Raw genomic sequence first — 25040 nt, 5'->3', positions numbered from 1 at the left:
GCCTGGACGCCGATCGGCAGGCCGGCGTCGGTGACATGGACCGGCAGGGCGATCGATGGCTGGCCGCTGACATTCTGGATCGCCGGCCAATGGGTGAACCAGAGGCTCTTGTCCATCAACTGGCCGAAGAACGGCTTCAGCTTCAGCAAGGGCGTCAGGTGAAGCTTGTCGAGCAGGTTCTCGATGAGGTCGTCGGCGCCTTTCGGATCCATTGCGCCGCAGGCAAGCGGCGGGTGGGCAATGATCGGCATCAGCACGGCGTCATACTGCGCGGTCTCTGCGATCAGCCGCCGTGAGGCGGCATGCAGCCGCTGCAGGTCGGCATAGGTCTCGCCGGCCGACACCAGTTCGCCGAAGCGGGCGAGCACGCGCGTGGCCCGCTCGATGTCGCCGGCAACGGAACGGCCGACGCGCAGCGCTTCGGCCCGCATCGTGCCAGCGACGGCGGAGGCAACCGTCCTGCAGAAATCGGCGAAGAAATCGCGGCCGATAAAGGGCAAGTCGATCTCCTCGACCGTGTGGCCGCCCTCGCGGGCAAGCGCCACCGCCGTGTCGAGCGCCTTGAGCGTCTCGTCCGAGATCGGCAGGCGAAGCGGCGATTTGCGGTACACGGCCAGACTGAGCTTGCCGGGATCGCGTGCGGCGGCAGCCGCGAACGTGCCTTTCGGCCGCGGCGCGGCATAGGGCGACAGAGGATCGGGCCCGTGGGTCAGGTCGAGCAGCAGCGCGCAATCGCGCACCGAACGGGTGAGCGCATGGTCGACGACCATGCCGTACCAGCTTTCGCTCACCAGGGGCGTCAGCGGTGTACGGCCGCGCGACGTCTTCAGGCCGACAAGTCCGGTGCAGGCGGCAGGCACACGGATCGAGCCGCCGCCATCGGAGGCATGCGCCACCGGCACGACGCCGGCTGCGACCAGTGCTGCCGAACCGCCCGAAGAGCCGCCGCTGGTATGGCCGGTGTTCCACGGATTGCGGGTGATGCCAAAGGCCCTGGATTCGGTCATCAATCGAAGCCCGTGCTCCGGCGATGTCGAGGTGACGATCGGGATAAGTCCGGCAGCGAGATAGCGGTCGGTCAGCGCCGAATTGACGTCGGCCAGCCATGCCGGAATGCGGCTGCCGCCATGCGTCGGCACGCCCTTGATGGCGATGCCGAGATCCTTGATGGCGAAGGGAACACCAGCCAGCGGCAGCGAGGGGTCGACGGTCTTGGCGCGGGCGCGGGCAGCATCGTAGAGCGGTTCGGCCGTGGCATTGATGTCGGGACGGGTGGCCTCGGCGCGGGCAATCGCGGCGTCGGTCAGTTCGACGGCCGAAACCTCGCCCTTGCGGACCAGATTGGCGAGGCCGGTGGCATCTTCTTCCCAAAGGATCCGTTCGACCGACATGCGCGCTCCCCCATCAATGAAGGCAAGCTAGCCAGTGGCAATTCCATTGGCAATCGACCGACGGATCCGGGCCGGCGACACACAAAAGCTTAGGCGTGCACAAGGTTATTTCCGTCGTTGCAAATACATGGCAATCGCCTAATTTGCCTGCAATGACGCCGCAGGACATCACCAAGCTGATCGTTCGGACTTCGATGAAGGATCGGGCCGCGTTCGATCTGCTTTACCGGCAGACCAGCGCGAAACTTTTTGGCGTCTGTCTTCGTGTATTGAACGACCGGGGAGACGCGGAAGAAGCGCTGCAGGAAGTCTTCGTCAAGATATGGACGAAGGCCGACCGTTTTGCTGTTTCCGATCTAAGCCCGATCTCCTGGCTGGTGGCAATCGCGCGCAATCATGCGATCGATCGCATCAGAGCGCGGCGCAAACCCGCCGCCGACATCGATGCCGCGCTCGACGTGGCCGATCCGGCGCCGGGGCCTGAAGCGATGGCGGTGGCGGGCGACGAATCCGAACGTATCCACCATTGTCTCGATGAGCTGGAGAAGGACCGGGCAGCAGCCGTCCGGGGCGCCTATCTCAAGGGCGAGAGCTATGCCGAACTGGCGGAGCGCCATGGCGTGCCGCTGAACACGATGCGTACATGGCTGCGCCGCAGCCTGTTGAAACTCAGAGAATGCCTGGAAAGATGACGCTGGCAGAAGACACAGGACCGGAACGTGGAGGCGACGACCTGCTCGCCGCCGAGTACGTTCTCGGCGTGCTCGATGCCGACGAACGCCAGATCGTCTCTCGCCGCATCGATGCGGATACGGCTTTCGCCCGTCTTGTCGAGGACTGGGAGGTCAGTCTCTCACCGCTTGCCGCCGCCTATCGGGAAGTCGAGCCGCCGGTTTCGGTGAAGACCGCGGTCGACCGCCGCCTGTTCGCTACCGCTGCCGCGGTGAGCAGGCCCGCCGAAGTGCGCGGCGGCCTGTGGTCCAGCCTGGCCTTCTGGCGCGGCCTTGCCGCAGCCGCGGTTGCGGCACTGGCGATTTACATCGCCGTGCCCATTCTCAACCCACCGGTCGAGCAGCCGCAGGCGCGACTCGTCGCTTCGCTGGCCGCCGAAGGCAGCGACGTCAAATATCTTGCCGTCTACGACGCCGCGCATCACGAAGTCGGCCTGTCGCATGTCTCCGGTGAGCGTGCTTCCGGCAAGGACTTCGAGCTGTGGATGATCGAGGGCAAGAACCCGCCGGTCTCGATGGGCGTCATTCCGGCAGGTGCAACGGCGCATATTATCGTCTCGCCGGCGGCCCATCAGAAACTTGCCCAGGGCGCGGTGCTTGCCGTCAGCCTCGAGCCGTCGGGCGGTTCGCCGACCGGACAGCCGACCGGACCGGTGGTCGCCGCTGGCGACCTGAAGAGCATCTGACCGGCTCTTCACCTGAAAAATCACAACAGACTATCATAAGTCTATCCTTCGCTGAACATGCCCATAGACAGCATGTCGGCAGGCGGCCGATGGCTCGGGAAATCCCTCTGCGCCATGGATAAAATCAAAAATCACAATATTTCTGAAACTCGGGCGAGTTTGTTCCGTATCTCCTCGCGTCCCCAAAAATGGGAAGAGAAAAACCCGAGGAGTTCGACATCATGCGTAGATACGCCACCCTTTTGCTCGCCGGTACGATCGCCGTTTCGGCCCTTGCCACCGCCGCCTACGCCGAAAACCCGATGGTTGGCGGCGCCGCCATGTATGCCAACAAGAACATCGTCGAGAACGCCGTGAACTCGAAGGATCACACCACGCTGGTCGCCGCCGTGAAGGCCGCCGGCCTTGTCGAGACGCTGCAGGGCGCCGGTCCGTTCACCGTGTTCGCGCCAACCAACGAAGCCTTCGCAGCCCTTCCGGCCGGTACGGTCGAGACGCTGCTCAAGCCCGAAAACAAGGACAAGCTCACCAAGATCCTGACCTGTCATGTCATCGGCGCCAAGGCGATGGGAGCAGATGTCGCCGCGATGGCCAAGGCTGACGGCGGCACCCACAAGGTCAAGACGGTCGGCGGCTGCGAATTGTCGCTCAAGGCCGACGGCGGCAAGGTCACGGTCACCGACGAGAACGGCAATGTCGCCAATGTGACGATCGCCGATGTCGAACAGTCCAATGGCGTCATCCACGTCATCGACAAGGTTCTTTTGCCCAAGATGTAACAAGGGGCTTGCTGCCGGCGAACTGACGGCAAGGACCCTCCGTCGATTGCACGATCCCGCTCCCGTGATCCGCAATTGGCCCGTGCACTTCGCGCCCGCCTGCATTCGGATGTGGGAGGGCGCGGAGTGTTCGTTCGAGGGGCTACCGTCACCGGCTTTTGATTTCCGCGCGGCGGTGTAGTTTGGCAAAAAGGACATCAGGAGGAACTGGTCATGAACCGTCGCGACTTTCTTTTGAGCGGTGCCGCCGCCATCGGCGTGATCGGGGCCGCGGCAACGATGCTGCGCATGGGCGATCCGCAGGCAGCACAAGCGGCCGAGAGCTTCGAGGTCGTCAAGACCGACGCCGAGTGGAAAGCCATCCTGTCGCCGGCCGCCTTCGACGTGCTGCGCAAGGAAGGCACGGAGTACCCCGGCACCAGCCCGCTGCTCAACGAACACCGCAAGGGCATTTTCGCCTGTGCCGGCTGCGACCTGCCGGTCTATTCGTCGGAGACGAAATTCGATTCCGGCACCGGCTGGCCGAGCTTCTGGCAAGAGATTCCAAAGGCGATCGGCACGACCGTGGACAGGTCGCTCGGCATGACGCGTACCGAGGCACATTGCCGCCGCTGCGGCGGCCATCTCGGCCATGTCTTCGACGACGGTCCGGCGCCGACCGGCCTGCGCCACTGCATCAACGGCGTCGCGCTGACCTTCAAACCGGCCACGGCCTGAGTCCATAGACTCGAATGCAAAAAACTCCGGGCTTGCGGCCCGGAGTTTTTTACGCGGTCAGAGCTTTTCGGGCGTGGACTGGAGGAGCTTCCCGAAACCGCTGCCCACGTATCCTTGTCTTGTCGCAATCTCCAAGGGAAAGCGCTGCGCGCTTTTCCCGGGAAAACCGCCTTACACTTTTCTTGGAATTGCTCCGTATCAGTGCCCCCCACCGCCGCCGCCACCCGGTACGGCCGGCTTGCGGATCAGCATGGTGAACAGGCCAAGCGTCGCAAACAGCACCGTCAGCATGAAGAACACGTCCATGAAGGACAACAGCGCCGCCTGCTGCTGGACCATGCCAGACAACTTGGAGATCGCAGCGCTTGTGGCGTCGAGGCCGGGGGTCTGCTCGAAATTGCGGGTCATGTTCTGCAGCTTGGTCTGCGCGGCTTCACTGCCCCATTGCACATGCTCGGAGAGCCTTGCGTAGTGGAAGGCGTTGCGGTCGATCAGCACGGTGTTGATCAGCGCAAGGCCGACAGCACCACCAAGGTTGCGGGTGAGATTGAACAGGCCTGACGCATTCTTCAGCCGCTCGGGCGGCAAGGTGCCGAGCGCGATGTTGTTGATCGGAACCATGCACAGCATCATCGAACAGCCGCGCAGGATCTGCGGGATGAGCAGCTCATAGAAATCCCAGTCGGCGGTCAGATGCGTCATCCACCAGGTGCCGGTGGCGAAGCCGAAGAAGCCGATCATCATCATCAGGCGCGGGTCCATCTTGTTCGACAGGATGCCCGAGATCGGCGCGGTGAAGAACATCGCCAGGCCGCTGACGAACAAAGCCTCGCCGATCATCATCGAATCGTAGCCGCGGATGCGCCCGAGGAACACCGGGTAGAGATAGGTCAGGCCGTAGAGACCGATGCCGATGACGAACGAGAACAGCGAGCCGAAGGCGAAGTTGATGTTGGTGAAGGCCTTCAGGTCGACGATCGGCTCCTCGGCGGTGAATACGCGCCAGAAGAACAGCACCGCGCCGACGGTCATGACGACGGCGCAGATGAAGACGCCCTGGTCCTGCAGCCAGTCATTGTTGGGGCCTTCCTCGAGCACATATTCCATGCAGCCCAGGAAGGCCGCCATGCCGGCGAGGCCCCACCAATCGAACTTGCTGAACAGCTTGAGGTTAGGCTTGTCGAAGTCGATCAGCGTCCAGGCCGCCGTTGTCACCAGGATGCCGGGCACGACATTGACCAGGAACAGCCAATGCCATGACATGGCATGGCTGATATAGCCACCGACGGTCGGGCCGATGGTCGGCGCCAGCGTCGCCACGAGGCCGATCATCGGCGAGACGACGGCGCGGCGCGAGGGCGGGAAGATGGTGAAGGCAGCGGCAAAGACGCTCGGTATCATGCCGCCGCCGATGAAGCCCTGGACGGCGCGGTAGACGATCATCTGGTCGATGTTGGTGGCGGTCGCCGCCAGCGCACTGGCCGCGGTGAAGCCTGCCGCCGAGATGGTGAACAGCACGCGCGTCGACAGCATCCGGCTGAGAAAGCCCGACAGCGGGATCATCACCACTTCGGCGATCAGGTAGGCGGTCTGCACCCACGGAATTTCGTCGGAGCTGGCGCTCAGGCCGGCCTGGATCTCCGACAGCGAGGCGGAGACGATCTGGATGTCGAGGATGGCCATGAACATGCCGAACACCATCGCCAGGAAGGCGATGACGCGCCGCGTCGAAATGGTGTCAGGCACAGCCGGCCTCGCCGGCGGCGCTCCTGCTGTCAGGGTTGCGGTTGCCATGGCATTGCTCCCCGGCCGCCGCTCAATTCGACGTTGCCACTGACGCCGACCCGGATGGGGCGGTGCGGCTGTCGACGGCGACGACGACGCTCAGGCCGGCGCGCAGCTTACCGCTCTTCAGCGCATCGGCCGGCACATCGATGCGGACCGGAACGCGCTGCACGACCTTGGTGAAGTTGCCGGTGGCGTTTTCGGGCGGCAGCAGCGAGAACACGGCACCCGAAGCCGGCGCCAGCGACGAAACGGTTCCCTCGAAGTCCTGGCCGTCGGTCGCATCGACCGAGATCCTGACCTTCTCGCCGGGAACCAGCCGGGCAAGTTGTGTCTCCTTGAAGTTGGCGACGATGTAGAGCTTGTCCATCGGCACGATGACGGCGAGCTTCTGGCCGGGGCTGACAAGGTCGCCCTGCTCGACTGAGCGGTTGCCGACGATGCCGTCATATGGCGCCTTGAGCACGGTGAAGGAAAGATCGCGCAGCGCCTTGTCATGGCTGAGCTGCAGGGACGCCAGCGTGCTCGCCGATTCCGCGCGCTGCGCCTGCAGCACGCCGATATTGGCTTGCGCGGCGGCGATCTGTGCGTCGGCGCCGACAAGGGCGGCATCGGCCTGCTGGACCGCGGTCTGGGCGTCGTCCAGCTGCGCCTGCGTGCCGACGTGGGTCTTGAGCAGCTGCGAGGCGCGCGCCGCGACCTTGGCTGCATTGTCGGCCGCTGCCTGGTCGGCGACCTTCTGCGCCTGGGCCTGCTGCAGCGAGGCGCGGGCCGCGTCGGTCTGGGCGTCGATACGGTCGAGCGTCTTGCTCAAGGTGGCGATCTGCGCCTCGGCCTGGGCGACGGCAATCTTGTAATCGCCGTCATCGACGACGAGCAGCGGATCGCCGGCCTTGACCAGTTGGTTCTCGCTGACCTTGACCTGATCGACATAGCCGGAAATCTTGGGCGATATGAACGCCATGTCCGCCTGGACATAGGCATCGTCCGTCGAGATCATGAAGCGGCCCGTTGTCCAGTAGTCGTAACCATACCAGGCGCCGGCGCCCAGCAAGGCAGCACCGATGACCGGCAGCAGGAAGGAACGCACCGAACGCTTCTTCCTGGCCGGAGCCTCTGCCGGCGGCGACGAGACGGGCTGGACAGGTACTTCCGGTGCTTCCGTCGCCGGCGCAACCTTGGCGTTGGGGAAAGGACGGACTTCGGCAGTGGTCGGCGCGTTCGAGGACATGACATCTCTCTAAAGTTATAATATAATACTGAACCGTTCGGTTCGATCCGGCCGTTGACATAGCGCGTAAAGAGGACCATATCAAGGGCAATCGAACCGCTTGGTTCGAATTATTTTCGAGGTGTGACTTTCATGGCCGAGACCCCGCCCAATGTCGAAAACGAGTCGTGTGACGACCTGTTGGAAAGCTTGCGTCGTGGCCGCCCGGCCGCGGGGCAGGATCCGGCCAAGCGCAGCCAGATCATCGACGGCGCCCGTCGTGTCTTCATCGACAAGGGCTTCGAAGCCGCCTCGATGAACGACATCACCCGCGAGGCCGGCGTCTCCAAGGGTACGATCTACGTCTACTTCGCCAACAAGGAAGAGCTGTTCGAGGCGCTGATCGAGGAAGAGCGCGGCACCATCTTCAAGAACATGTATGACGTGCTGGACAATGCCGACAACCTGCGCGAGACGCTGGTGAAGTTCGGCAAGGTGCTGGCTCTCAAGATCACGTCGGCCAAGGTCGTCCAAGCGCAGCGCACGGTGATCGGGGCATCAGACCGGATCCCCGACATGGGCGCGCGTTTTTACGAGCGCGGTCCCAAGCGTGGCCACGACAAGGTCGCGGCCTTTCTCAATGCCGCCATCGAGCGCGACCTGCTGCGCATCGACGATGTCGATCTTGCCGCCTATCAGTTCACCGAACTGTGCCTGGCCGGTCTGTTCCGCCAGTGCATCTTCGCCTACCGCACCAAGGCCCCGACCCAGGACGAGATCGACCACATCGTCAGGTCAGGCGTCAGCATGTTCCTGAAGGCCTACGGCACCGAAAGGCTTGTGGCGGAAGAAGGCCATCAGACGATTGCTATCGAGGCCAAGCCCTAGCCAGACCATGCTCTAACTCTTTGTTTAGACGCAATTCTGGACGGAAAACCGCTTCACACTTTTCCTAGAATTGCTCTAAGGTGCGGATGCTTTAGCCGCCATTGGCGGCAAGCACGATGGCTGCCTGCAATTCCTCAAGGCCCTCGGCCTTTTCAGAAGAGGTGGCCAGCACGAACGGGAACGCCGCCGGCCGCTTCTTGATCTTTGCCAGCGTCTCCTCGATCAGCCTCGGCACGCCGGCAGTCTTGATCTTGTCGGTCTTGGTCAGCACGATCTGGTAGGACACCGCCGCCTTGTCGAGCAGCGACAGCACTTCGTCGTCCTTGGCCTTGATGCCATGACGGGCGTCGACCAGCACATAGACGCGTTTCAGCGTGACCCGGCCCTTGAGGTAATCGAAGACCAGCTTGGTCCACTCGTCGACCTTCTCCTTGGGCGCGGTGGCGTAGCCGTAGCCGGGCATGTCGACCAGCGCCAAGGGCGGCAGGTCGGCGCCCTCGCCCGAAAATCCATCCGGCACGAAATAGTTGAGCTCCTGCGTGCGCCCCGGCGTGTTGGAAGTGCGCGCCAGCCCCTTCTGGTTGACCAGCGCATTGATCAGCGACGACTTGCCGACATTCGAGCGGCCGGCAAAGGCGATTTCCGGCGGCCCTTCCGGTGGCAGGAACTTCATCGCCGGCACGCCGCGGATGAAGATCCACCCTCGCGTAAACAGTTCGGTGCCGATTATGCTGCTGTTCAGAGCGTTCAAGCTGCTGCCTCCAGAAGAGAAATATTGGCACCCCGGATAGCATCGAGGTTGCGGCTGACCTTGTCTACCGGCCAGTCCCACCACGCCACCGCCAGCAGCCGCCTGATTGTCCGGTCGTCGAAACGCATCTTTACCACCTTGGCCGCGTTGCCGGCGACGATCGCATAGGGCGGCACGTCGTGCGTCACCACCGATTTCGCAGCGACGATGGCGCCGTGGCCGATTTCCACCCCGGGCAGGATCACCGCCTCCATCCCGATCCAGACGTCGTTGCCGACGATGGTGTCGCCGCGCACCTCCTTCGACCAGGTCGCCGGGTCAAAACCCTTTTCCCAGCCATGGCCGAAAATATTGAACGGATAGGTCGAAAAGCCGGACATGGCGTGGTTGGCGCCGTTCATGATGAAGCGCGCGCCCTCGGCGATGGCGCAGAACCTGCCGATGATCAGCTTGTCGCCTATGAACGGATAGTGATGCAGGACGCATTTCTCGGCGAATTTGTCCGGCCCGTCGGGGTCGTCATAATAGGTGAAGTCGCCGATCTCGATGTTCGGCGCGTTCACCAGTCCCTTGAGGAAGCCGACGCGGGTATGCATCGGGATCGGGTGCTTGATGTCTGGGTTGGGTCCGTCCATGTCGAAATCCGTCAGAGAAATGGCCGCCAGGTGCATCCGAAACTCGAATGCGCCCGTTCAAAATAGCGTGATCCGCCCTATAGCACCAATCGGGCGACGAGCGAGCTTTCCTTGACGGCCTTGCTCATTTGCTGCCGCGGCAAATCACGATCGGATCGGACAGCGCACTGTCGAAACCGCTGCCCTGATAGACGGTGACATTCGTGGCGCCGGGCGGCAGCATGAAGCTGCCTTCGACGATTTTCTGGTCGCCGGCCGGCATGTGGAGAGCCCAGCTATAGGTGCAAAACTGAGGCGGCGCCTGGGGTTCGACGTGGCTGCAGTTCAATTGCGCGCCACCCAGCATGGCGGCGCCGCCGCAACTGACGGCGCCCTTTGCGAGCGCAATGCCCGGCCATCCCGCAATGGCCGCCACGGTCGCGATCTTCAGCCAATTCATCGTCGTATCCTTGCCCGGCAACAGCCCGCTACCTGAGCCTTTGGGTGGGTCGCAGCCCATGCGTCATTTTTTCCAGGCGGGCTTAGTCCGTCTTGCGCACCGCGTCCAGCAAGATTATGTGCATGATGATAATAAGCATGCTCACTAACAGTCGCGCCGAAAAACTCCAGTACCTCCCATGCCATCGTCACCCAACATCAGCTTCGTGCTGCACGATGTCGCGCGCCTGCTTCGAAAGCGGTTCGAGCAGAGGTCGCGGGCATCGGGGCTGACCCGCGCCCAGTGGCAGGTGCTGGCCTATCTCAGCCTGCATGAAGGCATCCACCAGAACAAACTGGCGGACCTGATCGAGATCACGCCGATCACGCTCGCCCGGCTGCTCGACAAGATGGAAGCAAGCGGCTTCATCGAGCGCCGGCCCGATCCCGCTGACCGCCGGGCATGGCTGCTGTACCTGAAGCCGCAAGCCCATCCGCTGATCGAAATCATGCGCGGCAATGGGCGGAAGACGCGTGACGAGGCCTTTGTCGGCCTTTCCGCGGATGCGCAACTGCATCTGCTGCAAACCCTATCCCTCATCAAATCCAATCTGCTCGCGGCTTGCGCCCAGCCTGCCGCCGACCGGGAGAAAACACATGGCTGAATCAACCTCACCAAAGAAGCCTGTCGAAGAAGACGGATCCGCCGCCGACCGGGCGCGCGACCAGGTCATCCGGCTGGACAGCGAACGCGAGCAAAGGCGAGCCGGCACCGTCATCGACAATGACGAGCTCGAACCACCGGTCGCCCTGGAGCCGGCGGCGCTCGAGGCTCCGTCCAAGGAGCCACGCCAGGCCGGGGTTGCGGTGGCGCCTCCGGCGCCGGTCAAGCCCAAGCGCGGCCGGGCACGGCCGATCCTGTTTGCCCTGCTTCCGTTCGCGCTGGTCGTCGGCGGCTATTACTACGTCATCGGCGGCCAGGTCATGACGACCGACAATGCCTACATCCAGGCGCAGTCGCTCGGCGTTTCCACCGATGTCTCCGGCACTGTGTCCGAGATCGACGTGCACGAGAACGAGGCGGTGAAGAAGGACCAGGTGCTTTTCCGGTTGCGGCCGGCCTCTTTCGAAACCGCTCTTGCCGCCGCCCAGGCACAGCTCGGCACAGTGCGCAACCAGGTGCTGACCTTGCAGGCGAGCTACCAGCAGTCGCAGGCGCTGATCGAGCAGGCGCAGGCCGACATCCCCTATTACGAGGCCGCTTTCCAACGCCAGCAGGATCTGCTCAAGACCTCCACCTCCTCCAAGGCGACCTTCGACAGCGCCCAGCACGACCTCGTCGCCGCCCGCCAGAAAGTGTCCGTTGCCCAAGCGCAGGCACAGGCGACGCTTGCCCAGCTCGGCGGCGACGCCAGCCAGCCGATGGAGAAGAACCCGTTCTATCTCCAGGCGCAGTCGGCGGTGGACGACGCCCAGCGCAACCTTGCCGATTCCATCGTCAAGGCGCCATTCGACGGCATCGTCACCAATGTCGACGCGCTTCAGGTCGGCAAGTACCTGCCGGCTTCGCAGCCGGCGTTCAGCCTGATTTCGGCGACCGAGCTGTGGATCGCGGCGGAGCCTAAGGAAACCGAACTGACCTATGTGCGGCCGGGACAGACGGCGACGATCAGCGTCGACAGCTATCCCGGTGCCGTCTGGCACGGCAGGGTCGCCTCGATCAGCCCGGCGTCGTCGTCGAGCTTCTCGCTGCTTCCGGCGCAGAACACCACCGGCAACTGGGTCAAGGTCGTGCAACGCATTCCGATGCGCGTGACGGTGGACGATCTCCAGGGCAAGCCGCCGCTGCGCGGCGGGATGAGCGTCGTGGTCGGCATCGATACCGGCCATGCGCGCGGCCTGCCGGACTTCGTGACGGACCTCCTCGGTCGGTTCGGACAAAAGTCATGACCGGCGCGTCCGCGACAGGTGGCGTGGTCGCCAATCGCGGCGCCATCACCGCCTGCGTGATCCTGGCCGTGATCATGCAGGCGCTGGACACCACCATCGCCAATGTGGCGCTGCCCTATATCCAGGGCAGCGTTTCGGCAAGCGCCGACCAGATAAACTGGGTGCTGACGTCCTACATCGTCGCGGCGGCCGTCATGACGCCGCCTTCGGGCTATCTTGCCAATCGCTTCGGCCGCAAGCGCATCCTGCTGATCTCGATCACCGGCTTCGTCGTTGCATCGGTGCTGTGCGGCTTCGCGCAGTCGCTGCCGCAGATCGTCGGCTTCCGCCTGCTGCAAGGCCTGTTCGGCGCAGCCCTGGTGCCGCTGGCGCAGAGCATCCTGCTCGACATCTACAGCGTCGAGGAACGCGGCTCGGCGATGGCGCTGTTCGGCGTTTCGGTGATGGTCGGGCCGGTGCTCGGGCCGGTCATCGGCGGCTGGCTGACCGAGAATGTCAGCTGGCGCTGGGTGTTCTACATCAACGTACCGATCGGGGCCCTGGCTTTCGCCGGCGTCTCGATGTTCGTCCAGGAAACCAAGACGGACCTCAAGGCCAGGCTGGACTGGCTGGGCTTCGGCATGCTCAGCGTCACCATCGCGTCGCTGCAGATGTTCCTCGATCGCGGCGAGCAGCTCAACTGGTTCTCGTCGTCCGAGATCATCGTCGAGGCGCTGATCTGCGCGTCGGCCTTCTACATCTTCCTCGTCCACACCTTCACCGCCCGCAACACCTTCGTGAACCCGCGGCTGTTCCTCGACAGGAATTTCGCCGTCGGCATGATCTTCATCTTCATCATCGGCATCACCTATCTGGCCTCGCTGGCCCTGATGACGCCCTATCTGCAGACGCTGATGGGCTATCCGGTGGTGACGGCCGGCATCGTCATGGGGCCGCGCGGTCTCGGCACCATGGCTTGCATGTTCCTGGTCGGCAGGCTGATCGGCAAGGTGGACACACGCTGGCTGCTTCTAACCGGCCTGCTGGTCACCGCCTGGGCGATGTACGACATGACCGGCTGGACGCCTGACGTCTCGCAATGGACGATCATCAGCACCGGCTTCATCCAGGGCGCGGGCCTGGGTTTCCTGTTCGTGCCGCTGACCACCATCACTTTCGCCACGCTGGCGCCGGAGCGGCGCGCGGAAGGCACAGGCCTTTACAATCTGTCACGAAACATCGGCTCCAGCGTCGGCATCTCGGTGGTCACCGCGCTGTTGACGCAGAACGTGCAGATCAACCACGCCAACATCGCCACCTATGTGACACCCTACAACCAGGCGTTCAGCAATCCGGCGATCTTCCAGGCAATGGATCCCTACAGCGCCGCGGGCCGCGCCGCGCTCGACGGCGTGGTCACGCTGCAGGCCACGATCATCAGCTATATGAACGACTTCAAGCTGATGATGATCCTGTCGCTTGCCGCCATTCCGCTGGTTCTGTTGCTGCGCAAGCCCGCGACTCCGGCCAAGATCGACCACAGCGCCGTGATGGAGTGACGACGCTCGAAACTTATCCGGCTGCACAGGCAACAGCCAAAAAGAAACCGGGGTCCTGTGAGGGACAGGACCCCGGCCGATGCCGATACGACTTCCCAAGAAACATGACACCTCGTCATGAGGCGGGGATGGCAGGCCCGAGAAAGCCCCAACGGACCTGCCTTGATCCCCTTTGCCGAAAGCCGTTACTTCGGCAACAACACCTTGTTGACGACATGGATGACGCCGTTCGACTGGTTGACGTCGGCGATCGTCACTCGCGCCTCGCCGCCTGACTCATCCATGATGTAGAGCTTGCCCTTCTTGACTTCGGCGGTCAGCGTGTCACCGGAGACGGTCTTCATCTCGTACTTGCCGCCCATCGCCTTGGCCTTCTTCATCATCTCGGCGCCGGAGATCTTGCCGGCCACGACATGCGCGGTCAGCACCTTGGTGAGCTTGCCCTTGTTCTCCGGCTTCAGCAGCGTGTCGACGGTGCCCTTGGGCAGTTTCGCAAACGCTGCGTTGGTCGGGGCAAAGACTGTGAACGGGCCAGCGCTTTGCAGCGTGTCGACCAGGCCGGCGGCCTTGACCGCGGCGACCAGCGTCGTGTGGTCTTTCGAATTGACGGCGTTCTCGACGATGTTCTTGGTTGTGTACATCGGCGCGCCGCCGACATTCGGGTTCTTGGCATAGGCGGGCGCGGCAATCGCCACGCCGGCGACGAGTGCGGAAAGGGCGATGATCCTGAATGACGGCAAGCGCATGTGGTCTTCCTCCGTGTGAGGGCTGATCGGAATTGATAGCCTTTGGAAACGCACAGGCAGTCACGCCGCCGAGGGGGCGCAAGTTTCGCCGATCACGGGAACGTGATGCCGGAGCTGCTTAAACGAAAAGCCCCGCGCGAGGCGGGGCTTTGAAGGCTGGAGAAAGCGCTGCGCATTCTATTCGGCCGGTGATGGTTTCTTTCGGAACAGCGCGACCAGATTGTCCCACAGCTCGATCTTGGCGCCCTGGCGCTTCATGATGATGCCCTGCTGGAGGATCGACAGCGTGTTGTTCCAGGCCCAGTAGATGACCAGGCCGGCCGGGAAACCCGCCATCATGAAGGTGAAGATGACAGGCATCCAGGTGAAGATCGCAGCCTGCGTCGGATCCGGCGGCGTCGGGTTCATGCGCATCTGCAGGAACATGGTGACGCCCATGATCAGCGGCCAGACGCCGATCATCAGCATGTGCGGCAGGGTGACCGGGATCAGGCCGAACAGGTTGAACAGCGACGTCGGATCGGGCGCGGCCAGATCCTGGATCCAGCCGAAGAACGGCGCGTGCCGCATTTCGATGGTGATGTAGAGCACCTTGTAGAGCGAGAAGAAGACCGGGATTTGCAGCGCCACCGGCCAGCAGCCGGCAAGCGGGTTGATCTTCTCGGTCTTGTACAGCTCCATCATCGCCTGCTGCTGCTTCATCTTGTCGTCCGCGTATTTCTCGCGGATCTCGAGCATTTTCGGCTGCACCTTCTTCATGTTCGCCATCGACGCGTACGACTTGTTGGCGAGCGGATAGAAGATGGCCTTGACGATGACGGTGGTGGCGAGAATGGCCAGGCCGAAATTGCCGAAGAATTTGTAGAGCGTGTCGATCAGCCAGAACATCGGCTTGGTGATGAAGTGGAACCAGCCCCAGTCGATCAAAAGGTCGAACCGCTTGATATGACGGTCTTCCGCATAGGCGTTGATCTTCCCGACTTCCTTGGCGCCCGCGAAGATCTCGCTCTCCACCGTCGCCGACTGGCCGGCATCGACGGTGATCGGGTCGGTGAGGAAGTCGGACTGGTAGCGATGGCGGCCGTCCTCGAAATAGGCATAGCGCGGCTGGAACGGCTGCTTCTCGGTCGGCACCAGCGTCACCGCCCAGTATTTGTCGGTGATGCCGAGCCAGCCGTCGGTCGACTTGCCCGGCGTGAACTGCTTGTCCTTCTCGATGGACGCGTATTTGTGTTCCTGCAGGCCTTCCGTGCCGGTGAAGCCGATCAGGCCCTCATGCAGCACATAGGTGCTTGCAACGAGCGGCTTGTCGAAGCGGGTGACGCGGCCGTAATTGGACAGCGAGACGGCGGCCGTGCCGGCATTCTGCACCGTGTCGGACACCGTGAACATGTAGTTGGTGTCGACGGAAAAGGTGCGCTTGAAGGTCAGGCCCTTGTCGTTCGAATAGGTCAGCGTGACCGGGGTCGTCGGCGTCAGTGTCGCATTGCCATCGACAGCCCACACTGTTTCGGGACCGGGCACCGCGCCGGTCTTGTCGTTGCCGACGAAGCCGATCTCGGCATAGTAGCCATTGGGCAGTGCCGCCGGGTTGAGCAGGCTGATCTCGGGCGAGTTCTTGTCGACCGTCTCGGTGTAGTGCTTGAGCTTGAGGTCGTCGAGACGGGCACCGGTCAGGTTGATCGAACCCTCGAGGCTCGGCGTGTCGATCTTCGCGCGGGTCGTCGTGGCGAGCGCCTGTTCGCGGCCGGCCGGCGTCACGGCATCGGTGCCGGGTGCGTTTGGAATGGCGCCAGGGGCGGCGGGCGTTCCGGTGTCGGTACCGGGATTGGTGCCGGCGGCCTTCTTCTGCTCCTCGACGCGCTGCTGTTCGACGCGGGCGGCCTCGCGCTGCGCTTCGCTGCGCGGCAACACATAAAAATATTGCCATACCGCCAGGATCAGCACCGACAGCGCGATGGTGATGAAGAAGTTCCGGTTGTTTTCCATCGAAAGCCCTTGGCCTATCGTGTTCCGCGCAGTCGGCGGGAGAGTTCGGCCTTCAACTGGCCGAACGGAGTGGTAAGCACGTCTTCGCGCCCGACGATGACATAGTCATTGCCAGGCGCCATGTCACTTGCCGCATGCGTACGGACGGCTTCTCGCAGCCGCCGCCGGACGCGGTTGCGGACAACCGCATTGCCGACCTTCTTGGTGACGGTGTAGCCGACGCGCGGCGACAGGCCGTCGCCGCGGTCGAGAACTTCGACGAGAAAAAGCCGCCCGCGTCGTTTTTCACCACGACGGACAGCCAGGAATTCCGCGCGCTTCAGAAGCCGCTTGGGATTTGGTCCCACTGGCTTGCCGGATGCGGGCAACGATCTCGTCTTCCGTTCAGGCGCTGAGCCGCTTGCGACCGCGGTTGCGGCGAGCTGCGACGACGCCGCGACCACCCTTGGTGGCCATGCGGGCACGAAAGCCGTGCCGACGTTTGCGGACGAGTTTGGACGGTTGGTAGGTACGCTTCATTTGTTTTAATACCGCGGGGTGCGGCCCTTCTTGATTCTGTCACTGTGTAACAGGAGCTTTGCCGGGCCGGCTTTGGCGCGATCGAAACCGCGCCGGGACGAATGGCCCGAGCGTGTGCGGGCTTATAGAAAGAAGGCTTTTGGAAGTCAATCCGGAGTCGTCGGGCCGAAAGCTTCGCCATTCAGGCCGGTTTATGTTTGCGACCAAGGATGAAATTGGCAAAAAAGCCGTAATCGCCTAATCTGCGTTGATCAAGTGATCGTGAAGACATTAGCCGCATGAGCGAAACCATACAGGCACAGGAAGGGATCGGCACGGCGGGGTCCACCGAGGCGCCAGCCAGCGTGCGCACGGTTCCGCTGTCGCGCGGCCTGTCGACCAAGCTGCTGCTGCTGACCATCGTCTTCGTGCTGCTGGCCGAAGTGCTGATCTTCCTGCCCTGGATCGCCAGCTACCGGCTGAACTGGCTGAAGGAGCGGCTGAGCACGGCGGCGGCGGTGTCGATCGTACTGGTGCAGGGTGAACCCACCTCGCTGTCGCGCACGGCGCAGAACGACGTGCTGATGGCGATCGGCGCCAAGGCGATCGCGGTGCGCGACGGCGGCGTCTCGCGGCTGCTGGTGGTGGCCGAAATGCCGCCGAAGGTCGACGAACACATCGATATCGCCTCGATCGGCATGATCAAGGGCATGACCGGCGCGCTCGACACGCTGTTTTTCGGCGGCGACCGTATGCTGCGCGTCTTCGGTCCGGTCGGCGAATCCGACAAGGAGTTCGAGCTGATCATGCCCGACAACAGCCTGCGCAACGCAATGCTGCGCTATTCGCGCAACGTCGCCTTCGTCTCGCTGCTGATCTCGCTGTTCACCGCCATGCTGGTCTACGCCGCCATCGACCTGATCATGATCGGGCCGATCCGGACGATGACGCGCTCGATGCTGTCTTTCTCCGAAGCCCCTGACGATCCCGGGCGGATCATCCATCCGGCTGCCCGCGCCGACGAGATCGGCGTTGCCGAGCGCGAGCTGTCGCAGATGCAGGAACGGCTGCAAAAAATGCTCTCCGAGCAGAAGCATCTTGCCGATCTCGGCCTAGCGGTTTCCAAGATCAACCATGACATGCGCAACATCCTGGCTTCGGCGCAGCTGATGTCGGACCGCTTGCGTCAGGTCAAGGATCCGACGGTGCAGGCCTTCGCGCCGAAACTGCTGCGCGCGCTCGACCGCGCCGTGTCTTATTCCGAAGGCGTGCTTCACTACGGCCGCACGCAGGAGCCGCCGCCGGCGCGCCGACGCCTGAGGCTGCGGCAACTGGTCGAGGACGTGCACGGCCTGCTGGACATCGAGCAAGGCATCGAGTTCGTCAATTCGGTTGAGCCGGCCTTCGAGGTCGATGCCGATTCCGACCAGTTGTTCAGGGTGCTGACCAATCTGTGCCGGAATTCCGTGCAGGCGATGGCGGCCGACAGTGAAAGCGCCCTGGTGCGCCGCCTGGCGGTGTCGGCCGTGCGCCTGGGCAGCGTCAGCCGCATCGCCGTCAGCGACACCGGCCCCGGCCTGCCGCCCAAGGCGCGCGAAAACCTGTTCGCGGCCTTTCGCGGCTCGGCGCGCAGCGGCGGCACCGGCCTTGGCCTGGCGATCGCGCACGAACTGATCCGCGCGCATGGCGGCACGGTCGAGCTGGTCGAGAGCATTGGCGGGCGCACCACATTCGCCGTCACCATCCCCGACCAGCCGGTCCGGCTCGACCAGGCCCGCAACGGCCTGCGCCGCCCGGCCTGAGGTTCTTGACCGGTTTCCGCTTGGCAACACCTAGCTTTTCGGTCTCACCCCTTCCTTCCAGAAACATGTCGCCCGCGAAACGGCCTTTTGCCCTGAGAGGCCGGCATGCATGGAAAGCGCATCGTCTGAACCACCCAGACACGATGCGCTTTGGTTGTTTTGAGGCGCCGAGAAGCGAGCGGTCATTGCCGGATGACACGCCTGCGACAAAACTTTTGCCGGATCGGCTTGCTTTTCGGAAATTCAGTCGCTAGGGAACACGTCTCGTCGCGACCGGTCGTTCACGATCGGATCGCGGGGTCATGGAAAGCATGGCCTGTTGCGCGCCCGTAGCTCAGCTGGATAGAGCACCAGACTACGAATCTGGGGGTCAGGAGTTCGAATCTCTTCGGGTGCGCCAGTTCCATGTAGGTCCGTTTCGGGGCACTGCGTTTGTCGTTGGCAGCTTTGCGGTCGAGCAGGCTCACGCGGCCCTTCAGCCCTTCAAAGGCATAATTCTTCTCAACCGCCAGCCAGGGCAACCGCCAGCGTTCGGCGGCGAGGGTGTCGCGAGCCCGCGAATGGGCCACCTGCGTCGTGAAGAAGGTACACCCCTCATTGCTCGGCTGCCGGCCGGCCGTCGAACCACATGTAATAGGAGGCGATGAGCATTTGGCGCCCCTCGAACGCGTCCAGCAATATTACCGACCCGACACCGATCGGAGGGAGTGCGCCCTATCTCCGCTTATGAGGTACCGTGCCGTTCTCCCGCGGCTGGGGAGCGCCTAGAGCATCAGATAGATGATCCGGCCCAGAGCGCCAAAAAGCAGCGCGAAGGCTGCAATCGACTGGACGAAGAAGCCGGGATAGCGCTTCAAGGGCGCGGTGCGATACCCTACGAAATATGCAATCCGACCTATCATCCAGAGCAGCCCAAGGCCGGAAGCCCACGCGGCATTCCAGTAGATCGCGAACAGCCACATCGACGGCATAAAGATAGGAAACCATTCCACCGCGTTGGCATGTGCCCGGATGGTTCGTTCAAGGAGCGGGTCGCCGGTCATTGCGGGCGCCAGTATGCCAGTCTTCTTGTGGGTTCTCGCGACCGTCACCGCCATTCCGAATATCATCAAGCTACAAAACAGCGTCACGAGAGCTACCGGGTAAAGCCGTTCCATGTTTGCCTCCTCTCATGGTCGGGACAGTAGGCAAGCAAAGGTTATCGGCAAGGGCAAGGCGCAGGCAGATCTTTCCTGACAACCAGCGCCAATAAGAGCGGGGTTGTCAGTTATATAATTGCCCTTTTTGTTAATCACCCGAAAACGATGGGCAAGTTATGCCATCAGCGTCCCTTCCGTGGAGGCGGTGATGGCCATCGGCATACCGCCGTGCGCGATTGACACGCTGCCCGGCGGAAGGCAAAGAGTGACACATTATTGGCAAAGGGGAATGTCGATGAAGAAAATCTATCAGAAGCCCGTTTTCACGAAGCGTGAGCGACTGTCGTCAGTGACGGCTTCGCCCAGCTCATCCGGGATTATCGATTAACCAAGAGAGTTACAGTTTTGGAAAGCCCGCTGCCGAAAGGTGGCGGGCTTTTTGCTTTCTCCAGGAAACGACAGCCGATTCCGCAAGTCGGCACCGTCAACCTCAATTTCAAGTTCGGCAGACGCAACTGCCTGTGGGACCGCGTGCAGGGCAAGGTTAGCGGACCAGTGCCGAAGGCCTGAAGAAAGACAAAGCGGAATGGTTCAAGCCCGCCTTGTCGGACGGGTGCGAAGAAATGCATCGCCATGCGAAGCTGCTGGACTGCCCGGAGGAGAAGTAATGCCCGTGGTAAAAGGGCTCCCTGAAGCGCGAGAACAGGCTCTGCACTCGCGATCTAGACCATCAGGCTTAATTGCTGGATTCCTGTTGTGCCGGTAGCGTAATCGGGCTGGGGTGTCCAGCACTGGCCGGCACGGCGTGTCCAACCCCAAATTCGCAACCGTGCCGGTCTGTTGCACCAATGGGAATGAATGTCTCAGACTTCGACCTTGACCCCCTTCCGCGCAAGAATCGTCTGCATTGCAGCCATCAGCTCTTCGTCCCACTGGTCAGGTTTCCCTAACGGTCGAAGGTAAGCCAGCGCGGGCCCGCCGAGTCGCGTTACCCTACCACCCCCCGTACACTCTCCCGCTCCACCAGCGGACACTCCAGCTTCGTGATCGGATACCGCCCCCGTCCAGGCGCCGCCGGCGCTTCCAGCTGTTCGATCGCCCATTGGCCCATCGCCATGTGCGGCAGGATCGAGGTCGTCAGCGGCGGGAACAGATGCCTGGCGATTTCCTCGTCGTCGTAGCCGACCACGGAGATGTCCTGCGGAATGTGCAGGCCGGCTTCCTTCAGCGCTTCGTAGCAGCCGATCGCGGTGCGGTCGTTCTGGCAGAAGATGGCGGTGGGCTTATCCCTGAGCGCCAGCAGCTTGACGGTGGCGGCATAGCCGGCGCTGGCCGACCAGTCGCCCTCGACCACCAGCTCGGGATCGAACGGGATGTCGGCCGTGGCGAGCGCGCGGCGGTAGCCCTTCAGCCGGTCCTGTGCCGCCTGCATCCACGGCTCGCCGGTGATGGTGGCGATGCGGCGGTGGCCGTGGCTGATCAAATGGCGGGTCGAGCTCTGGCCGCCGGCGATCTCGCTCGGCACCACGGACGGGAAGGCGTAGTCCGCCGTGTAGCAGTTGAGCAGGATCACCGGGATGTCGAGGCCGTAGAGATAGTCGGGCGCTGTGATCTCGCGGGTGAAGATGGTCATGTAGATCAGCGCCGAAATGCCCCGCTTGGTCAGCGCTGAAATAGCGCGCGGCTCCATGACGGAATCGCCCAGCGTCTGCGCCACCAGAAGCACGTTGCCGGCATTCCACGAGGCCTGGCGCGCGCCCTCGATGGCGACCACGGCTTCGGGGCTGGTGGCGAGCTGGTCGACGGCAAAGCCGATCACCCCGTCCAGCCCTTCGAAGGCGGGCCCCTCGAAGGCAGGCAATGCCGGGTGAAGCGCCTCGAAAGCGGGCGCGGTGTAGCCAAGCGTCCGTGCGGCCTCGATCACCCGTTCGCGGGTCTGCTGCGACAGCTTGATCCCTGGCGAATTGTTGAGCACGAAGGACACGGTCGCCTGCGAGCAGCCGGCGGCCCTGGCGATATCGATCATGGTGACGCGGCCCTTGGCGCCCTTGGCCGGCGCCTTGCGCCGCCTCGCTGTGTCGCTGGCCCGATCCGTCGTCTCGCTCATGGCAAATCCCAGTCTGGCTGGCCGGTCAGGCCGGCAAGGTGGCGTGACGCCGTCGATTTATCGGAATAACGTCAAGCTCGTTTATAACTATTAGTATGCCGGAGGTCCATCCGCCACGCATCTCCATACAAGCGAAAGCTCAATTAACAAAAGGCCTGGGCGGCTGCCCAGCGGTGAGGGCGGCACGCCGGCGGGCACACCGCGAAACCGCTGGCATTGGCTCGGAACTAATACTGTTTACTAATACAAAAATGCGCTGTACCGTCAATCGTCGCATCCGGCCGGTCACGTCCGGGGCGACGGGAGAGTACGAAAAATGGCCCGGTGGCGAGCGGATCCTATCTCCGCAAGCCTTGTCTCGGATATGTGATATGTCAGACAAATCGGACTATTTACGAATGAAGGATGAGTCTCTAAGGTCGCTGTCGTGGCTGGAACGACGCCATTCTTTCGGTGCCGGGAACCCCTTTGAGGAGGAGGGCGTCCACGCTGCAAACGGCAAATCAGGTCAGTGCAAGATCGGCCGGTCCAACGACTGAGCCAAACGGGAGGTTGAACATGAAATCCTTGATACGCAATGCATCCGTAGCCGCGACCGCGCTGCTGCTTGGCCTGTCGGCCACGGCAATCGCGCGCGCCGACGACAAGCCGACGCTGGCCTTCGTCGTCAACGGCGCTTCCGATTTCTGGAAGGCCGCCGAAGCCGGCGTCAAGAAGGCGCAGGGCGAACTGCCCGACTATACGCTCGAGCTCAAATATCCCGAACAGTCCTCGGTCGCCATCCAGCAGCGGCTGATGGACGATCTGGTGACCGCCGGCGTCAAGGGCATCATGGTCTCGGCCGTCGATCCCAAGACCTCGACCGATGGGTTGAACAAGATCGCTTCGGAAACCGCGCTGTTCACCACCGACTCGGACGCCCCGCAGACCAAGCGCGTCGCCTATATCGGCTCGTCCAACGTCGATGCCGGCAAGCAGGCGGCCGAAATCGCCAAGAAGGCGATGCCCAATGGCGGCAAATGCCTCGGCTTCGTCGGCCTGCTCGGCGCCGACAATGCCAAGGAGCGCATCCAGGGCATGAAGGATGGCCTGGCCGGCACCAAGATCGAGCTGATCGACGTGCGCGGCGACGACATCGACCAGGCGCGCGCCAAGAAGAACGTCGAGGACGCGCTGGTCGCCAGCCCCGACGTCACCTGCATGGTCGGCTTCTACTCCTACAACACGCCGCGCATCTATGAAGCGCTGCGCGATGCCGGCAAGCTCGGCTCGATCACCGTCGTCGGCTTCGATGACGATCCGATCACGCTGGGCGGCGTCAAGGAAGGCACCATTGCCGCCACCGTCGTGCAGCAGCCCTTCGAATGGGCCTATCAGGGCATGAAGCTGATGGCTGCCTATCTCAAGGGCGACAAGTCGGGCATCCCGGAAGGCAACCTCATCATCATCCCGACCAAGATCATCGGCAAGGATGACGTCGACGCCTACGCCGCCAATCTGAAGGCGATGGCCGGAAACTAAGACTTGAAGCAGTTCAGCCGGCTCAACGTCGCTTGGGCCGGCTGCTCGCATTGACGAACACCGCGAGGATCGTCAGTCTGCCAAAAGCCAAGAGCATGATCCCGAAAAGTGGAAGCCGGTTCTCGGAAAAGATCATGCTCAGAATTGGCCCGCCAATCGCTGTCAGGCATGATGAATTATTCCGACACATCCATTGCTGCATCCGTGACCGCCCCGTTCCTCAGCCTTGAGAACGTGCGCAAGACCTATCCGGGCGTCGTCGCGCTCGACGGCTTCTCCATGGAGGTCAGGCCGGGCGAGGTCATCGGCCTTGTCGGCGAAAACGGCGCCGGCAAATCGACGTTGATGAAGATCCTCGGCGGCGTCACCAGGCCCGACAGCGGCACGATCACCGTCGACGGCACCGCGCATGACAGGCTCTCCGTCGAAGCCAGCCTGGGATCGGGCATCGCCTTCGTCCACCAGGAACTCAATTTGTTCGAAAATCTGGACGTCGCCGCCAACATCTTCTTCGGCCGCGAACCTTTGCGCGCCGGGCCGCTCAAGCTCGTCGACCGCGCAAAGCTGCGCACCATGGTGGCGCCGCTTTTGAAGCGCGTCGGCGCCAATTTTTCCGCCGACACGCCGGTCGCGACCCTGTCGCTGGCGCAGCAGCAGATGGTCGAGATCGCCAAGGCGCTGTCGATCGAGGCGCGTCTGGTCATCCTCGACGAGCCGACATCGAGCCTGCCGCTCGCCGAGACCGACAAATTGCTCGACGTCATCAAGGCGCTGAAGGCCGACGGCATCAGCGTCATCTTCATCTCGCACCGCCTGCACGAGGTCGAGCGCGTCGCCGACCGCGTCGTGGTGCTGCGCGACGGCATGCTGGCCGGCACCTTGCCGAAGAGCGATATCGGCCACGACCAGATGGTCAAGCTGATGATCGGCCGCATGCTGAAGGAGCGCGAAAAGGCCTCGGAAGCGGCGCGTGCGCCCGGCGCCGTAGCACTTGCGGCCAAGGCCATCCGCACCCCTGCCTATCCCGGCCGCCCGGTCGATCTCGACGTCAGGCGCGGCGAAATTCTCGGCCTCGCCGGTCTTGTCGGTTCCGGCCGCACCGAGCTGGCGCGGGTGTTCTTCGGCATCGATTCGAAGCTCGGCGGCGCGCTGGAACTCGACGGCAAGCTGCTTGCGCTGGCTTCCGCGGCCGACGCCGTCGCGCACGGCATCTTCCTGGTGCCGGAAGACCGCAAGCTGACCGGTATCCTGCTCGACCTGTCGATCGCTCAGAACATTTCGCTGCCCAATCTGCCCGCGCATGCGCGCCGCTCCCTGGTGTCCTCAAGCGCCGAGACCTCCACCGCCGAGAAGCAGAAGAAAAATCTCGGCATCAAGGCGCCTTCGGTGCAGACGCGCACCGGCACGCTGTCGGGCGGCAATCAGCAGAAGGTCGTGCTCGGCAAGTGGCTGGCCATGAACCCCAAGGTGATGATCCTCGACGAGCCGACGCGCGGCATCGACATCGGCGCCAAGGCGGAAATCTACGGCCTGATGCGCGCATTGGCCGATGCCGGCGTCGCCGTGCTGATGATCTCGTCGGACATGGAAGAGGTGATCGGCGTGTCCGACCGCATCGCCGTCATGCATGAGGGCCAGATCTCCGGCATTCTCGACAAGGACCGGTTCAGCCAGGAAAACGTGCTGCTACTGGCGGTGGGCAAGCAGCCGAAGTAGTTTTGCCGGGGTCGCGCAAGCGCGATCTGCTCAGGCATTGGGGA

The 25040-nt window shown here is 63.0% G+C and carries 23 protein-coding genes, 1 tRNA gene and 1 pseudogene; 12 read left to right on the top strand and 13 right to left on the bottom strand.

Annotated features, from left to right (window positions below):
- On the bottom strand, positions 1–1391 hold a 1391-nt coding region (locus EN949_RS08710; RefSeq protein ID WP_164782487.1), incomplete at its 3' end, for an amidase.
- A 152-nt stretch (positions 1392–1543) separates the two neighbouring features.
- Here EN949_RS08710 and EN949_RS08705 point away from each other — a divergent pair.
- The 4 genes from EN949_RS08705 to msrB all read left to right on the top strand — a co-directional run bounded on the left by EN949_RS08705 (position 1544) and on the right by msrB (position 4304).
- Positions 1544–2083 (top strand): sigma-70 family RNA polymerase sigma factor, encoded by a 540-nt coding sequence (locus tag EN949_RS08705; RefSeq protein ID WP_013528490.1) that lies wholly within the window; start codon positions 1544–1546, stop codon positions 2081–2083.
- On the top strand, positions 2080–2808 hold the full coding sequence (locus EN949_RS08700) for an anti-sigma factor (RefSeq protein WP_013528491.1): 729 nt from the start codon (positions 2080–2082) through the stop codon (positions 2806–2808). Before EN949_RS08705 ends, EN949_RS08700 begins: the two co-directional genes overlap by 4 nt.
- A gap of 221 nt (positions 2809–3029) precedes the next feature.
- On the top strand, positions 3030–3587 hold the full coding sequence (locus EN949_RS08695; RefSeq protein ID WP_013528492.1) for a fasciclin domain-containing protein: 558 nt from the start codon (positions 3030–3032) through the stop codon (positions 3585–3587).
- 213 nt (positions 3588–3800) lie between these two features.
- A complete protein-coding gene (gene msrB, locus EN949_RS08690) occupies positions 3801–4304 on the top strand; it encodes a peptide-methionine (R)-S-oxide reductase MsrB (protein ID WP_013528493.1) in 504 nt (167 codons plus the stop codon).
- Positions 4305–4502: 198 nt separating this feature from the next.
- Here msrB and EN949_RS08680 read toward each other — a convergent pair whose 3' ends face one another.
- Together EN949_RS08680 and EN949_RS08675 are read right to left on the bottom strand one after the other, a co-directional pair.
- Positions 4503–6098: a DHA2 family efflux MFS transporter permease subunit gene (locus EN949_RS08680; protein ID WP_013528494.1), complete on the bottom strand. Its 1596-nt coding sequence runs from the start codon at positions 6096–6098 to the stop codon at positions 4503–4505.
- 22 nt (positions 6099–6120) lie between these two features.
- Positions 6121–7320 carry an HlyD family secretion protein gene (locus EN949_RS08675; RefSeq protein ID WP_127365523.1) on the bottom strand — a complete coding sequence of 400 codons (1200 nt, stop codon included), beginning with the start codon at positions 7318–7320 and terminating at the stop codon, positions 6121–6123.
- 132 nt (positions 7321–7452) lie between these two features.
- On the opposite strand from EN949_RS08675, the gene EN949_RS08670 reads away from it, so the two are divergent.
- Positions 7453–8187 carry a TetR/AcrR family transcriptional regulator gene (locus EN949_RS08670; protein WP_013528496.1) on the top strand — a complete coding sequence of 245 codons (735 nt, stop codon included), beginning with the start codon at positions 7453–7455 and terminating at the stop codon, positions 8185–8187.
- A gap of 91 nt (positions 8188–8278) precedes the next feature.
- Here the strand turns inward: EN949_RS08670 and yihA are convergent, their stop codons facing one another.
- From yihA to EN949_RS08655, 3 genes are all read right to left on the bottom strand, one after another.
- On the bottom strand, positions 8279–8938 hold the full coding sequence (gene yihA / locus EN949_RS08665; protein WP_127365522.1) for a ribosome biogenesis GTP-binding protein YihA/YsxC: 660 nt from the start codon (positions 8936–8938) through the stop codon (positions 8279–8281).
- Positions 8935–9573, bottom strand: a complete 639-nt coding sequence (locus tag EN949_RS08660; RefSeq protein WP_027161114.1) for a CatB-related O-acetyltransferase — start codon at positions 9571–9573, stop codon at positions 8935–8937. Before EN949_RS08660 ends, yihA begins: the two co-directional genes overlap by 4 nt.
- Before the next feature lie 124 nt (positions 9574–9697).
- Positions 9698–10012, bottom strand: coding sequence for a hypothetical protein (locus tag EN949_RS08655; protein WP_024502096.1), 315 nt, complete (start codon positions 10010–10012; stop codon positions 9698–9700).
- A gap of 178 nt (positions 10013–10190) precedes the next feature.
- On the opposite strand from EN949_RS08655, the gene EN949_RS08650 reads away from it, so the two are divergent.
- The 3 genes from EN949_RS08650 to EN949_RS08640 are packed head-to-tail and all read left to right on the top strand — an operon-like array spanning position 10191 to position 13478.
- On the top strand, positions 10191–10655 hold the full coding sequence (locus EN949_RS08650) for a MarR family winged helix-turn-helix transcriptional regulator (RefSeq protein ID WP_013528500.1): 465 nt from the start codon (positions 10191–10193) through the stop codon (positions 10653–10655).
- Positions 10648–11940 carry an HlyD family secretion protein gene (locus EN949_RS08645; protein ID WP_127370824.1) on the top strand — a complete coding sequence of 431 codons (1293 nt, stop codon included), beginning with the start codon at positions 10648–10650 and terminating at the stop codon, positions 11938–11940. The genes EN949_RS08650 and EN949_RS08645 overlap by 8 nt, the downstream gene beginning before the upstream one ends.
- Positions 11937–13478, top strand: coding sequence for a DHA2 family efflux MFS transporter permease subunit (locus EN949_RS08640; RefSeq protein ID WP_013528502.1), 1542 nt, complete (start codon positions 11937–11939; stop codon positions 13476–13478). The genes EN949_RS08645 and EN949_RS08640 overlap by 4 nt, the downstream gene beginning before the upstream one ends.
- Before the next feature lie 185 nt (positions 13479–13663).
- Here the strand turns inward: EN949_RS08640 and EN949_RS08635 are convergent, their stop codons facing one another.
- From EN949_RS08635 to rpmH, 4 genes are all read right to left on the bottom strand, one after another.
- Positions 13664–14224, bottom strand: a complete 561-nt coding sequence (locus tag EN949_RS08635; protein ID WP_013528503.1) for a fasciclin domain-containing protein — start codon at positions 14222–14224, stop codon at positions 13664–13666.
- A gap of 177 nt (positions 14225–14401) precedes the next feature.
- Positions 14402–16213 (bottom strand): membrane protein insertase YidC, encoded by a 1812-nt coding sequence (yidC, locus tag EN949_RS08630; protein ID WP_013528504.1) that lies wholly within the window; start codon positions 16211–16213, stop codon positions 14402–14404.
- Positions 16214–16227: 14 nt separating this feature from the next.
- A complete protein-coding gene (gene rnpA / locus EN949_RS08625) occupies positions 16228–16581 on the bottom strand; it encodes a ribonuclease P protein component (protein WP_013528505.1) in 354 nt (117 codons plus the stop codon).
- A gap of 16 nt (positions 16582–16597) precedes the next feature.
- Positions 16598–16732, bottom strand: coding sequence for a 50S ribosomal protein L34 (gene rpmH / locus EN949_RS08620; protein ID WP_008833937.1), 135 nt, complete (start codon positions 16730–16732; stop codon positions 16598–16600).
- Between the two features lie 278 nt (positions 16733–17010).
- Here rpmH and EN949_RS08610 point away from each other — a divergent pair, with 278 nt between their 5' ends.
- Positions 17011–18513: a HAMP domain-containing sensor histidine kinase gene (locus tag EN949_RS08610; protein WP_063170935.1), complete on the top strand. Its 1503-nt coding sequence runs from the start codon at positions 17011–17013 to the stop codon at positions 18511–18513.
- 323 nt (positions 18514–18836) lie between these two features.
- A tRNA-Arg gene (locus EN949_RS08605) sits at positions 18837–18913 on the top strand.
- Between the two features lie 52 nt (positions 18914–18965).
- Here EN949_RS08605 and EN949_RS35810 read toward each other — a convergent pair.
- From EN949_RS35810 to EN949_RS08580, 3 genes and pseudogenes are all read right to left on the bottom strand, one after another.
- A pseudogene (locus tag EN949_RS35810) lies at positions 18966–19085 on the bottom strand (DUF899 family protein); the annotation flags it as partial.
- A 192-nt stretch (positions 19086–19277) separates the two neighbouring features.
- Entirely contained in the window at positions 19278–19670 is a 393-nt protein-coding gene (locus EN949_RS08590) for an MAPEG family protein (protein ID WP_013528384.1), read from the bottom strand.
- 970 nt (positions 19671–20640) lie between these two features.
- Complete coding sequence (locus tag EN949_RS08580; RefSeq protein WP_063169765.1) at positions 20641–21759, bottom strand: LacI family DNA-binding transcriptional regulator; 1119 nt, start codon at positions 21757–21759, stop codon at positions 20641–20643.
- A 558-nt stretch (positions 21760–22317) separates the two neighbouring features.
- Between EN949_RS08580 and EN949_RS08570 the strand changes: the two genes are divergently transcribed.
- Both EN949_RS08570 and EN949_RS08565 read left to right on the top strand, forming a co-directional pair.
- Entirely contained in the window at positions 22318–23280 is a 963-nt protein-coding gene (locus EN949_RS08570; RefSeq protein WP_013528381.1) for a sugar-binding protein, read from the top strand.
- A gap of 171 nt (positions 23281–23451) precedes the next feature.
- Complete coding sequence (locus EN949_RS08565; protein ID WP_127371144.1) at positions 23452–24996, top strand: sugar ABC transporter ATP-binding protein; 1545 nt, start codon at positions 23452–23454, stop codon at positions 24994–24996.
- The last annotated feature ends 44 nt before the right edge of the window (positions 24997–25040 follow it).

The sequence above is a fragment of the Mesorhizobium sp. M7A.F.Ca.US.007.01.2.1 genome, assembly GCF_003998165.1.
Taxonomy (GTDB): Bacteria; Pseudomonadota; Alphaproteobacteria; order Rhizobiales; family Rhizobiaceae; genus Mesorhizobium; species Mesorhizobium ciceri.
Note: the sequence above shows the minus strand (reverse complement) of the source record. Positions and strands in the feature narration are given on the sequence as shown.

What these genes read in the sequence shown, in the direction of transcription:
- EN949_RS08705 (WP_013528490.1), top strand. Translation starts at nt 1,544, where the DNA reads ATGACGCCGCAGGACATCACCAAGCTGATCGTTCGGACTTCGATGAAG.
- EN949_RS08700 (WP_013528491.1), top strand. Translation starts at nt 2,080, where the DNA reads ATGACGCTGGCAGAAGACACAGGACCGGAACGTGGAGGCGACGACCTG.
- EN949_RS08695 (WP_013528492.1), top strand. Translation starts at nt 3,030, where the DNA reads ATGCGTAGATACGCCACCCTTTTGCTCGCCGGTACGATCGCCGTTTCG.
- msrB (WP_013528493.1), top strand. Translation starts at nt 3,801, where the DNA reads ATGAACCGTCGCGACTTTCTTTTGAGCGGTGCCGCCGCCATCGGCGTG.
- EN949_RS08680 (WP_013528494.1), bottom strand. Translation starts at nt 6,098, where the DNA reads ATGGCAACCGCAACCCTGACAGCAGGAGCGCCGCCGGCGAGGCCGGCT.
- EN949_RS08675 (WP_127365523.1), bottom strand. Translation starts at nt 7,320, where the DNA reads ATGTCCTCGAACGCGCCGACCACTGCCGAAGTCCGTCCTTTCCCCAAC.
- EN949_RS08670 (WP_013528496.1), top strand. Translation starts at nt 7,453, where the DNA reads ATGGCCGAGACCCCGCCCAATGTCGAAAACGAGTCGTGTGACGACCTG.
- EN949_RS08660 (WP_027161114.1), bottom strand. Translation starts at nt 9,573, where the DNA reads ATGGACGGACCCAACCCAGACATCAAGCACCCGATCCCGATGCATACC.
- EN949_RS08655 (WP_024502096.1), bottom strand. Translation starts at nt 10,012, where the DNA reads ATGAATTGGCTGAAGATCGCGACCGTGGCGGCCATTGCGGGATGGCCG.
- EN949_RS08650 (WP_013528500.1), top strand. Translation starts at nt 10,191, where the DNA reads ATGCCATCGTCACCCAACATCAGCTTCGTGCTGCACGATGTCGCGCGC.
- EN949_RS08645 (WP_127370824.1), top strand. Translation starts at nt 10,648, where the DNA reads ATGGCTGAATCAACCTCACCAAAGAAGCCTGTCGAAGAAGACGGATCC.
- EN949_RS08640 (WP_013528502.1), top strand. Translation starts at nt 11,937, where the DNA reads ATGACCGGCGCGTCCGCGACAGGTGGCGTGGTCGCCAATCGCGGCGCC.
- EN949_RS08635 (WP_013528503.1), bottom strand. Translation starts at nt 14,224, where the DNA reads ATGCGCTTGCCGTCATTCAGGATCATCGCCCTTTCCGCACTCGTCGCC.
- yidC (WP_013528504.1), bottom strand. Translation starts at nt 16,213, where the DNA reads ATGGAAAACAACCGGAACTTCTTCATCACCATCGCGCTGTCGGTGCTG.
- rpmH (WP_008833937.1), bottom strand. Translation starts at nt 16,732, where the DNA reads ATGAAGCGTACCTACCAACCGTCCAAACTCGTCCGCAAACGTCGGCAC.
- EN949_RS08610 (WP_063170935.1), top strand. Translation starts at nt 17,011, where the DNA reads ATGAGCGAAACCATACAGGCACAGGAAGGGATCGGCACGGCGGGGTCC.
- EN949_RS08590 (WP_013528384.1), bottom strand. Translation starts at nt 19,670, where the DNA reads ATGGAACGGCTTTACCCGGTAGCTCTCGTGACGCTGTTTTGTAGCTTG.
- EN949_RS08580 (WP_063169765.1), bottom strand. Translation starts at nt 21,759, where the DNA reads ATGAGCGAGACGACGGATCGGGCCAGCGACACAGCGAGGCGGCGCAAG.
- EN949_RS08570 (WP_013528381.1), top strand. Translation starts at nt 22,318, where the DNA reads ATGAAATCCTTGATACGCAATGCATCCGTAGCCGCGACCGCGCTGCTG.
- EN949_RS08565 (WP_127371144.1), top strand. Translation starts at nt 23,452, where the DNA reads ATGAATTATTCCGACACATCCATTGCTGCATCCGTGACCGCCCCGTTC.